Raw genomic sequence first — 10,480 nt, 5'->3', positions numbered from 1 at the left:
ATCACGTTCATGGAGAACGGACTCGCTTCCCGGTCCCGGCACCCCTCTTCGGGAGAGTTGCGCCGCAGGTCACAGCCCTAACGCACTGGTGTTGATCAGCAGGTTCGGCGGCGATCAAGACTCGCGGACCGATCACCCCACCGGCCCGGGCCCCACCCTCACCAACGGGGCCGGGCCCTACAAGCCACGCCTGCCAGGGACGGGATGCCTCCCGTTCGTTCTCGTGAACATCGACTTCTGCAGCGGCGGGCCGCCTCCCGAAGTGCCGTACATCTGCTGTCGGGATTCGTGAACAGAACCATCCTCCACTGACACAAATCCGCGGGCAGTCATCCCTCACTGGCACAGAAGCCCGTTGATCGTCCTTCGCTGGCAATCGATCAACGTTCACTGGCACAGGTCATCAAAGGCCCTTCCAAAGCGATTGTCGTAAGACCGGTTCCGATATATCGTTGACGCATCGCGACAGATCAGCGATGGAAGGAGCGTAGCGATGCGTTCACATGGGCACGAGCATGAGCACGGACATGGGCACTGCGGGCCCGGTCAACACGGTCGGGGTGACTTCGAGGGCCGCCGTGCCGCATTCGGGCAGTTCGGACCCCCGTTCGGTGGCGGCCCCTTCGGTGGGGGGCGCGGTCGCGGTGGCGGCCGGGGGAGGGCGCGGCGCGGTGACGTACGCGCTTCGATCCTGGCGCTGCTGAAGGACCGGCCGATGCACGGGTACGAGATGATCCAGGAGATCGGCGAGCGCAGCGGCGGGGCCTGGCGGCCCAGCCCCGGCTCGGTCTACCCGACCCTCCAGTTGTTGGAGGACGAGGGGCTGATCGTCAGCGCGAGCGAGGGCGGCAAGAAGCTGTTCACGCTCACCGACACCGGCCGCACCGAGGCGGAATCCGGGCCCGACGCGCCCTGGGAAGAGGCTGGGCGCGGGGTCGACTGGGAGAGCGCCAACGAGATCCGGCAGGCCGGCTTCGGTCTGATGGAGGCGTTCGGCCAGGTCTGGAAGGCCGGCTCGGCCGATCAGCGCCAGAAGGCGCTGTCGGTGATCAACGACGCCCGGAAGAAGCTCTATCTGATCCTTGCCGACGAGCACTGACCCGAGGGGTGGTCCCGGCGGGTGTGGCGCGAAGGGCCCTGTGGCCGCGGGGCCCTTCGTTCGTCCGGTGGTGGTCAGGCGGCGACCAGGCCGCCCAGTTTGCGCAGCGACTCGACGAGTGCAGCGGTCGCCGAGTCCTTGAGCTTGCCCGCCATCAGGGAGACCGCAGCTCCGGTGAACTCTCCGTCGATCCGGACCGTGGTGGCATCGCCGTCGGGTGTCAGTGTGTAACGCATCGCCAGAGCGACGCCCATCGGCCCCTTGCCCTTGGTGGTCAGCAGCCGGGCGGCCTCGAGCTCCGCCACGGTCCAGGTCACCTCGGCGGGGAAGCCCATGAGCTTCATGTTCTCCTCGTAGGTGGCCGCGAGTTCGAGTGTGGCCGGGCCGCCCTTGGGGAAGCTGGTGTGGGTGGCGTTCCACTGGCCGTACGCGGTGAAGTCCGTCAGCTGGGCCCAGACCTTCTCGGCCGGCGCTTCGATACGCGCTTCGGCACTGACTTCGGCCATGCGACCACCCCTTCTCGTCGGGTTACGGTGTCGCGGAACGTAGCCGCAGTGGCGAAAACATTCAATACTGATGAACTGTCAGATCTGCTGGGTCCGCTCCGTGCGCCAGATCGGCGCCGCGTCGAACCGGTCGGAGGTGCGGGGGTGCGGGCCGTCGTCGTGGCAGTGGAACGCCGCCCGGAACAGGTCGGCGGGCTGGGCGTCACGGGGGGCAACAGTCATGCCGGGCCCGGAGGCCAGCGGTCCCCGTTGCAGGACCGCGAAAAATATCATGGGGGCGTGGACCCGGTAGACGTACTCCCGTTCCGTCGATCGCCGGCAGGGCGACCAAGCAGCTCACTTCTGTTACTCCTTTCCGACCGCCGTACGCGTGGTGTGGGGGACGTGTACGGGGCGGCTCGCGGTTGCTCGGGGAGTGCAGGGCAAGGCGGCGCGCGCTGTTTCCGGCAATCGGATCCGCGAATGGCGAGATCTCATCCGTAAGGAGGAGGAACCGCTCTGGTGTCCCCAACTTCGGTGGGATGCGTAAATGGGCCCCTCCGGGGATGCTCGGGCGTCCCGGGACTGATGGGGTGAGAGGTGTGCAGAACCGGACGCCGCGGATTCCTCAGCAGCCCGCACCGAACCGTGCTGAACTCGGAGCCAGACTCACCGTGGAGCTGGCCTCGGTGGTGACAGGTGCCCGCAGGCGCGCCCTGCGTGACGGCGACCGGCAGATCGACACGGCTCATCTGCTGCATTCCCTCATCGAGTCGGATCCCGAGGTCCGCACCGCCTTCGAGGGCGGACCGCAGCTCGCGAAGGTGCTCGGCTACCTCGTGCAGCGCTCCATCGGATACGGGCTTCGCTGGCAGGGCGCCGTGGAGGACTCCGGCGCGGTTGCGGTCGTCACTCAGGTGGCTGGCGAGGCAGGGGACGCGGGGGTGGAGGGCTGGTCGCCCTCGGCTCTGTCGGCGATGGCCGGTGCCAGGGAGCGCGCGGAGCTGCGCGGGGACGTGCGGGCCGGCGGGCTCGATCTGCTCGCGGCACTGGCCGCCGACCCGGAATGCAGGGCTGTCGAGGTGTTGGAGCGGGCCGGTGTCGATGCGGTGCGGCTCGCCGGCCGGATCATCGATGTGCCGGGCGCGACGGTCCCGACTTCACCATCCACGGACTGCTGATACTCCACATCCGGGACGGACTGATCACGCGGGTACGCGACTACATGGACGGCCTGGCCGTCGCCCGGATCGGAGAGCGCATGCAGTAGTCCTCCGGTCAGGGGCCACGGTGGTATCGGAGTGTTGCGCGCGACAGTGGTCACCGGGGTGACGCTCATGACGGCAGCTGTCATGATGTGCCGATGCACGCGTCTCAGGGGAGAAACGCCGGCCTGGGACTAGCCCTGGCCTCGGCGTTCGCATTCGGTGGTTCCGGGGTGGCGGCCAAGCCGCTGATCGAGGCAGGGCTCGACCCGCTCCATGTGGTGTGGCTACGGGTGGCGGGCGCCGCCCTCGTCATGCTTCCCGTGGCGTGGCGCCACCGGGATCTCGTACGCAGCCGTCCCGTGCTGCTCCTGGGCTTCGGACTGCTCGCCGTCGCGGGCGTCCAGGCCTGCTATTTCGCCGCGATCTCCCGTATACCCGTCGGTGTCGCGCTGCTCGTCGAATATCTGGCGCCCGCGCTCGTCCTCGGCTGGGTCCGGTTCGTCCAGCGCCGTCCCGTCACCCGGGCCGCCGCGGTCGGCGTCGTTCTCGCGGTCGGCGGTCTCGCCTGCGTGGTCGAGGTGTGGTCCGGGCTGAGCTTCGATGCCGTCGGGCTGCTGCTCGCCCTCGGTGCCGCCTGCTGCCAGGTCGGCTACTTCGTCCTCTCCGACCCGGGGAGCGGGGACAAGGCGGCGGGCGCGGAGCCTCCGCATCCGGTCGGCGTCATCGCGTACGGACTGCTGATCGGTGCAGCGGTCCTCACGGTGGTGGCGCGGCCCTGGGGGATGGACTGGTCGGTCCTCGGCGGCAGCACCGGCATGAACGGCACGGAGGTTCCCGCCTGGTTGCTGCTCGGCTGGATCGTGCTGCTCGCCACCGTGATCGCCTATGTCACCGGCGTGATCTCGGTGCGGCTGCTGTCTCCTGCGGTGGCGGGTGTCGTCGCCTGTCTGGAGGCGGTCATCGCTACCGTGCTCGCCTGGGTGCTGCTCGGGGAACATCTCGCAGCGCCGCAGCTCATCGGCGGCGCCATGGTGCTGATCGGTGCGTTCATCGCCCAGTCGTCGACGCCCAAGGCCCCCTCCGGGCCCGTCGCGTCGGGGGTGGGCGGGGGAGACGGTCGGGATGCCGTCGAGGGTGAGTTGTCCGCCCGCCGTGCCGCCACGTAATGTGCCGATCATGCCTCTCACCGTGCTTCCGCCGCCTGCCGCCTGACGCGGGCCGCCACTCCTGACGAAGACCGGGCTCGGGAAGTCCCCGAGCGGGTCGTCGCTGCCCGCGTGCCGAGCCGAGCGACCACCATCTGTCTTCCTCAGGAGAAGTGCACGTGCCGAATCCTGCTTCCCGCCTGCCCGTCGGGCGGAGCCTGTTCTATCTGATCGTCGCCGGGGTGGCCTGGGGGACCGCAGGGGCTGCCGCCTCGCTGATCTTCCGGGTCAGCGATCTCGGCCCTCTCGCCCTCTCGTTCTGGCGCTGCGTCGGCGGTCTCGTGCTGCTGCTCGCCGCGCTCGTGCTGCGGCCACGACGCGCAGCCGTCCCCGCCGAGTCGCGGCGGCGCCGTCTGCTGCGCATCCTCGGGACCGGCGTCGGCCTCACCCTGTTCCAGAGCGCGTACTTCGCGGCCGTCGAAGCGACCGGTCTCGCGGTCGGGACCGTCGTCACCCTCGGCGCCGGGCCCGTACTCATCGCCGTCGGCGCACGGCTGACCATGGGGGAGCGGCTCGGCGGCGGGGGGCTCGCCGCGGTGCTGGGCGCGCTCGCCGGGCTCGCCGTGCTGGTGCTCGGCGGTGAAGGCGCTGCGGTGCGTCCTGCCGGGGTCGCACTGGCGCTGCTCTCCGCCTCCGGATACGCCGCCATCACCTTGCTGACCCGGTGGCTCGGCCGCGACGGCGGCGGCTCGGACCCGCTCGCCACCAGCGCGTGGGCCTTCGGGATCGGTGCGCTCGGGCTGCTGCCGATGGCGGCTGCGGAAGGACTTGTGCCGCACACCGCGGACGCCGCCCAGGTGGTGTGGCTGCTGGTGTACGTGGCGGCCGTCCCTACCGCGCTCGCCTACGCCCTCTACTTCGCGGGCGCTGCGGTGGTGCGGGCCGCTACGGTGTCCGTGATCATGCTGCTCGAACCGGTGAGCGCCGCGGTCATCGCTGTCGTCGTGCTCCGGGAGCAGCTCACCGCGGCCACGGTGGTCGGCACGCTGCTGCTCCTCACGGCGGTGGCGGGGCTCGCCGTCGCCGAGACGCGCAGTGCGGCGAGCGCCCGCCGCCGGGCGGCCGTTCCCGCCTGACTGTGCCGGGGGCATCAGAGAACGGTCAGATAGTCGGGCACCGCGATGGCCGGATCGAGGTCGTCCGACGGCTGCGGCGCGCGGTAGCCGCGGGCCTGCGGAACGACGCCCGCCCAGTGCGGCAGCGCGAGATCGCCCGGATCGTCGTTCGGGCCTCCGGTGCGCACCTTTGCGGACACCTCGTCGAGGTCCAGCCGGATCACGGCCGTCGCGGCGAGCTCCTTGGCGTTCGCCGGGCGGGAGTCCGCGGTCCGGCCCGGGACGACATGGTCGACGATCGCGTCGAGCGCGGTACGCCGCTCCTCCGGGTCGGTCACTGTGCGGGCGATGCCGTGGACCACCACGGAGCGGTAGTTGATCGAGTGGTGGAAGGCGGAGCGGGCCAGCACCAGCCCGTCGACATGTGTCACCGTGAGGCAGACGGGCAGGCCGGGGTCTGTCTCGCCTGCCTGCCGAAGCGGCCGCGAGCCGGTCGAGCCGTGTATGTACAGCTGCTCGCCGACCCGGCCGAAGAGCGTCGGCAGGACGACGGGCGCGCCGTCGCGGATGAAGCCGAGATGGCAGAGGTAGGCCTCGTCGAGCACCGAGTGGACCAGCTCCCGGTCGTACGTGGCGCGCTCGCGGCCACGGGTCGGGACCGTCCGCGCGGTCGGTTCGTACGCGGCTGCTGCCTTCGGGCCCGTGGTCTGCGGCGGTGCGGTGTCCGGCATGGCCAACTCCATTGCACTAGTGCATAATCGTGTTTGTGCTAGAAGAGTATCGAATCGTCGGGCGGCGTGCATCGGAGATTGCCGCGAGTGTCGAGCGAGCGGTCGGGTCGGGCGAGCTTGCGCCCGGGCAAGTGCTGCCGCCCATGCGGGAGTTGGCCGCCCAATTGGAGGTCAATCCGAATACGGTTGCGGCCGCCTACCGCACCCTTCGCGAGCGCGGGGTGATCGAGACGGCCGGTCGCCGGGGGAGCCGGGTGCGTCCGCGCCCCGCCAGTACGGCGCGTGGCTCGCTCCGGGTCGAGGCGCCGCCCGGGGCGCGCGATCTGGGAGAGGGGAACCCTGATCCGGCGTTGCTGCCACCACTGGACGAGGCGTTCGCGGCGGTCACGCGGGCGTATGCGGAGCGGCCGGGGATGTACGGAGAAGTGCCGGTGGACCCGGAGTTCGCCGCTCTGGCACGCGCCGCCCTCGACGCCGACGGGGTGCCGGCCGGGCCCGTGGCCGTCACCTCCGGATCCTTGGACGCGATCGAGCGGGTGCTGGTCGCTCATCTCAAGCCCGGTGACGCGGTCGCCGTCGAGGACCCCGGCTGGGGCTCCCTGCTCGATCTCGTACCGGCGCTGGGTCTGCGTCCCGTGCCGATCCCCGTGGACGACGAGGGGCCACTGTCCGACGCCGTCGAAGGGGCGCTGAGCGCCGGTGCCCGTGCGCTCGTGGTGACGGACCGCGCGCAGAACCCGACAGGTGCCGCTGTCGGGGCGGCGCGCGCCGAGGAGTTGCGCCGCGTTCTCGCCGGTCACCGCGGAGTGCTGCTGATCGAGGACGATCACGGGCACGCCATCGTCGATCTGCCGCTGCATCCGCTGGCGGGTGTCACGGACCGGTGGGCGTTCGTGCGGTCGGTCGCCAAGGCGTACGGGCCCGATCTGCGGGTTGCCGTGCTGACCGGGGACGCGGTCACGGTCGACCGGGTCCTGGGGCGGCAGGGGCTGGGACCCGGCTGGGTCAGCAGGCTCCTGCAGCGGGCGGTGGCGCACCTGCTGACCTCGGGCGCCGTCGACACCGGCGCGGTCGCCCGGTCGTACGGGGAGCGGCGGGACGCGCTCGTCCGGGCGCTGAAGGAGCGCGGTGTCGAGGCGCACGGCCGCAGCGGTATGAATGTGTGGGTGCCGGTGAGCGACGAGACCGGGACCGTCGCCCGGCTGCTGGGCGCGGGCTGGGCGGTGGCGCCCGGGGCGCGGTTCCGGCTCACCGCACCGCAGGGGGTCCGGCTCACCGTGTCACCGCTCACTGCGGCCGACATCGAGCCGCTGGCGGATGCGGTGGCGGCAGCGGCGGGACCGCTCCGCCCGATGAATTACGGCTGAGCCGGGTGGCGTTCGGTGGTCCGGCGGGACGGGGCGAGCGGTTCGGGCTGGGACGCGGTGGTCCGACGGGACGGGGCGAGCGGTCAGGACTTGGGCTTGCGGGCCCTGCTCTGGGTCAGGGCGGCGCCCGCCAGGACGATCAGGGCGCCGACCGGGGTGTTCCAGGTCAGCTGTTCGCCGAGCAGGGCGACCCCGGCCGCGGTGGCGATGACCGGAATGAAGTACGTGACCATCTGCGCGGTCGTCGGTCCGACCTCCTCGACCAGGCCGTACTGCATCAGCACCGCAAGGCCCGTACCGAGCGCCCCCAGTGCGGCGACGGCGAGCGTCGGCAGCAGGGGGAAGCCCTCCGGGGCCGACGTGAACAGAGGGGTGACCAGGGCGATCTGCATGGTGCCGAGGAAGAGCTGGCTGCCGGTCAGGGCGAGGGTGGACGACCCGCTGCCTGCCAGGGTCCTGCGGACGTAGATCCAGCCGACCGGGTAGCTGAGGGAGGCGAGGAGCGCCATCGCCGTGCCGCTGAAGTCCAGCCCGGAGAAGCCCTGCCAGGCGCCCAGCACCGTCAGTACACCGAGGAAGCCGAGGCCGAGTCCCGCCACGCGGCGACGGGTCGGCCGGTCCTCGGAGAGCGCGACGAGGGACAGCGCCATGCCCCACAGAGGCGAGGTGGCGTTGCAGATGCCGGCCAGTGTCGACGGGATGGTCAATTCGGAGTAGGCGAAGAGCGAGAACGGCAGCGCGTTGAGGAAGAACGCGGCGACGGCGAGATGGCCCCAGGTGCGGGCGGTGCGCGGCAGCCGCTCACGACGCACCGCCATGGCGACGGCCAGCACCGCCGTTCCCGACAGCAGCCGGCCGAGCGTCACCTGGAACGGGGCGTACGCCTCGGTGCCGACCTTGATCAGGAGAAAGCTGAAGCCCCAGATGAGCGACAGCGCCGCGAAGCGGATCCGCCAGTCCAGTGCGGGGCGGCGTGCGGAGGAGGGGGCGGGAACACCGGTCGCCCGGATGGGGGCGGCGGTCGCGGTGGGGGCGGTCATGAGGACAACGATGACGAATTCAACCGCGTAGGACAAGTGAGACTTTATGCAAGTCTTTGCGTAGCATCGCTTACATGTTGAACCTCGAGCGTCTGCGCACCCTGGACGCCCTCGCCCGCTTCGGTTCGGTGAGCGGCGCGGCCGAGGGCCTGCATGTCACCACGTCGGCAGTCTCCCAGCAGCTGGCCAAACTGGAGCGCGAAGTGGGGCAGCAGCTCCTCGCCAGGAACGGCCGCGGGGTCCGGCTCACCGACGCGGGGCAGCTGCTCGCTGACCATGCCGCAAGGATCCTGTCCCAGGTCGAGCTGGCACAGTCCGACATCGAGGCCCAGCGCGGAGAGGTGGTGGGCGAGATCCGGCTCGGCGCGTTTCCGACCGCAGCGCGCGGACTGTTCCCGGCGACGCTTGCCACGCTGCGCGCGGACCACCCCGAACTGAAGGTGCGCACCACCGAGTTGGAGCCGGAAATCGGTATCCGTGCCGTGATGCGGGGCGATATCGACCTGGCGGTGGTGCTCGACTGGAGCAACAAGAGGCTGCCGGTCCCCGGCGGTCTGGCGATGGCCGAACTGCTCGACGACGCACCGGACATCGCGATGCCGGCCGGTCACCCGCTCGCGGACCGGACGGAAGTGGATCTGGAGGACTTCGCCGACGACGACTGGATCTCCTGGCCGGAGGGCGAGTTCTGTCACGACTGGCTGATGTTCACGCTGCGCTCCAAGGGAATTGAGCCGCGCATCGCTCATCTCGCGGGCGAACACCACACCCAGCTCGCGCTGATCGCCGCCGGGGTGGGCGTCTGCGTGGCGCCCCGGCTGGGGCGGGGGGCTGTGCCGGACGGGGTGCGGCTCGTGCCCGTGCGGCAGAAGATGAGACGGCACGTCCACGCCGTGTGGCGGGCGGACGCGGACCGCCGCCCGTCGATCAGGGCGGCGGTTGTGGCCCTGCGTGTGGCGGGCCGGGATTTCGACGCTCCGTTGAACGGGGACGGTGCGGCCTGACCTCGTGACGGCGGGGCGGTGGAATCAGGCCGGGTTTGCCAGTTTCCGGAAGTCCCAGGAGGTGATCGCCTCCGGGGTGAGCCGCAGCCACGCGTGCCGCCCGTCGTGCGGCATCACGTCCATCCCGAAGTACTTTGCCGCGAACAGCCGCTCCGGAAAGTCCAGTTCGGGACATGCTTCGCCGGTACGAGGGGCCTCGCCGACGAAGGCTGTCTCGCCCGAGAGCTCGACGCCACGCAGTTCTCCGTACTCCACCCCGTCGTCGACGACCACCGCGATCTTCGGGTCCTGGCGCAGCTGTGACCAGCGCAGGGACCGGGTGATCGAATACAGCCAGAGCGAGGTGCCGTCCCAGGTGAACCAGAGTGCGCCGATGTGCGGGCGACCGTCGGCGGAGACGGTGGCGACCCGGCAGGTGCGCTGCTCCGCGAGGTACGTGTCGCGTTCCGCGTCCGTCATCATGATCCGACGGCCCCGTCGCTGAATGACGGCCATGGGGAGCCCCTTCCAATTAGCTGACCGGGTGTCAGAAATCATGGAGCCTCTTCCCTCCTGGCGCAATGGCCATTAGCCTCGCGCGCCCGGCCGTCAGCAGAAAGACCGCCGGCAGACACCAAGAGCCACCGAGAGGGGCAGCCGTGCCGTCCAGGGAACAGCTCGCCGAGCAGCTCGATCCGGCCACCACCGTGCTTCTGACGGTCGAGTGCCAGCAGGGCGTCGTGGGCCCCGACAGCGCACTGCCCGAACTCGCCGAGGAGGCGCGCGGATCCGGCGCCCTCCAGCATGTCGCCCGGCTGGTCGCAGCCGCCCACGAGGCCGGTGTCCAGGTGCTGCACGCGGTCGCCGAACGGCGCCCCGACGGACGCGGTGCAAACCACAACGCCCGCCTCTTCCGGGCCGCCGGGCGCCTGCCCGTGCAGCAGCACTCCGGCACCACGGCGGTCCGGATCGCCGCGCCCATCGAGGTGGCCGACGAGGACATCGTCGTACGCAGGCTGCACGGCCTCTCGCCCATCGCCGGCACCGATGTGGACGCGCTGCTGCGCAATCTCGGCTGCCGCACCCTCGTCGTCACCGGCGTCTCGGCCAATGTCGCCATCCCCAACGCCGTCTTCGACGCGGTGAACCTCGGGTACACGGCGGTCGTGCCGTCCGACGCCATCGCGGGGGTGCCCGCCGACTACACCCCCGCGATGATCCGTAACACGCTCGCCCTCGTCGCCACCGTCACCACCACGCAGGACGTGCTGGGCTGCTGGCAGAGCCCCCGGAGGGCCAGGTCCTGA

12 protein-coding genes are annotated in these 10,480 nt (G+C 70.8%); 7 read left to right on the top strand and 5 right to left on the bottom strand.

All coding sequences use genetic code 11. The features are described from left to right. Positions 1 to 493 precede the first annotated feature (493 nt). Complete coding sequence (locus ACWD6R_RS33765) at positions 494 to 1,099, top strand: PadR family transcriptional regulator (protein WP_451822204.1); 606 nt, start codon at positions 494 to 496, stop codon at positions 1,097 to 1,099. Positions 1,100 to 1,173: 74 nt separating this feature from the next. Here the strand turns inward: ACWD6R_RS33765 and ACWD6R_RS33760 are convergent, their stop codons facing one another. After that, a complete protein-coding gene (locus ACWD6R_RS33760) occupies positions 1,174 to 1,605 on the bottom strand; it encodes a type II toxin-antitoxin system Rv0910 family toxin (protein ID WP_451822203.1) in 432 nt (143 codons plus the stop codon). 78 nt (positions 1,606 to 1,683) lie between these two features. Beyond that, positions 1,684 to 1,827 carry a hypothetical protein gene (locus tag ACWD6R_RS33755; protein WP_451822202.1) on the bottom strand — a complete coding sequence of 48 codons (144 nt, stop codon included), beginning with the start codon at positions 1,825 to 1,827 and terminating at the stop codon, positions 1,684 to 1,686. Positions 1,828 to 2,186: 359 nt separating this feature from the next. Between ACWD6R_RS33755 and ACWD6R_RS33750 the strand changes: the two genes are divergently transcribed. The 3 genes from ACWD6R_RS33750 (at position 2,187) to ACWD6R_RS33740 (ending at position 5,073) form a co-directional block, all read left to right on the top strand. After that, a complete protein-coding gene (locus ACWD6R_RS33750) occupies positions 2,187 to 2,765 on the top strand; it encodes a Clp protease N-terminal domain-containing protein (protein ID WP_451822201.1) in 579 nt (192 codons plus the stop codon). Between the two features lie 182 nt (positions 2,766 to 2,947). After that, the gene (locus ACWD6R_RS33745; RefSeq protein WP_451822200.1) at positions 2,948 to 3,958 is read left to right on the top strand and encodes an EamA family transporter; all 1,011 of its coding nucleotides are present in this window, start codon (positions 2,948 to 2,950) and stop codon (positions 3,956 to 3,958) included. 158 nt (positions 3,959 to 4,116) lie between these two features. Next, a complete protein-coding gene (locus ACWD6R_RS33740; protein ID WP_451822199.1) occupies positions 4,117 to 5,073 on the top strand; it encodes a DMT family transporter in 957 nt (318 codons plus the stop codon). 14 nt (positions 5,074 to 5,087) lie between these two features. Here the strand turns inward: ACWD6R_RS33740 and ACWD6R_RS33735 are convergent, their stop codons facing one another. Continuing rightward, positions 5,088 to 5,783, bottom strand: a complete 696-nt coding sequence (locus ACWD6R_RS33735) for a pyridoxamine 5'-phosphate oxidase family protein (RefSeq protein ID WP_451822198.1) — start codon at positions 5,781 to 5,783, stop codon at positions 5,088 to 5,090. A 35-nt stretch (positions 5,784 to 5,818) separates the two neighbouring features. On the opposite strand from ACWD6R_RS33735, the gene ACWD6R_RS33730 reads away from it, so the two are divergent. Further along, complete coding sequence (locus ACWD6R_RS33730) at positions 5,819 to 7,150, top strand: aminotransferase class I/II-fold pyridoxal phosphate-dependent enzyme (RefSeq protein ID WP_451822197.1); 1,332 nt, start codon at positions 5,819 to 5,821, stop codon at positions 7,148 to 7,150. A gap of 83 nt (positions 7,151 to 7,233) precedes the next feature. Here ACWD6R_RS33730 and ACWD6R_RS33725 read toward each other — a convergent pair whose 3' ends face one another. Beyond that, positions 7,234 to 8,190 (bottom strand): DMT family transporter, encoded by a 957-nt coding sequence (locus ACWD6R_RS33725; protein ID WP_451822196.1) that lies wholly within the window; start codon positions 8,188 to 8,190, stop codon positions 7,234 to 7,236. 74 nt (positions 8,191 to 8,264) lie between these two features. Between ACWD6R_RS33725 and ACWD6R_RS33720 the strand changes: the two genes are divergently transcribed. Further along, complete coding sequence (locus tag ACWD6R_RS33720) at positions 8,265 to 9,194, top strand: LysR family transcriptional regulator (RefSeq protein WP_451822195.1); 930 nt, start codon at positions 8,265 to 8,267, stop codon at positions 9,192 to 9,194. Positions 9,195 to 9,218: 24 nt separating this feature from the next. On the opposite strand, the gene ACWD6R_RS33715 is transcribed toward ACWD6R_RS33720, so the two are convergent. Further along, on the bottom strand, positions 9,219 to 9,689 hold the full coding sequence (locus ACWD6R_RS33715; protein WP_451822194.1) for a pyridoxamine 5'-phosphate oxidase family protein: 471 nt from the start codon (positions 9,687 to 9,689) through the stop codon (positions 9,219 to 9,221). A gap of 143 nt (positions 9,690 to 9,832) precedes the next feature. On the opposite strand from ACWD6R_RS33715, the gene ACWD6R_RS33710 reads away from it, so the two are divergent. Further along, entirely contained in the window at positions 9,833 to 10,480 is a 648-nt protein-coding gene (locus ACWD6R_RS33710) for a cysteine hydrolase (RefSeq protein ID WP_451822193.1), read from the top strand.

The sequence above is a fragment of the Streptomyces sp. NPDC005151 genome (genome assembly GCF_053599875.1).
The sequence above is the reverse complement of the archived record's forward strand: the minus strand, read 5'-3'. Positions and strand labels throughout refer to the sequence as shown.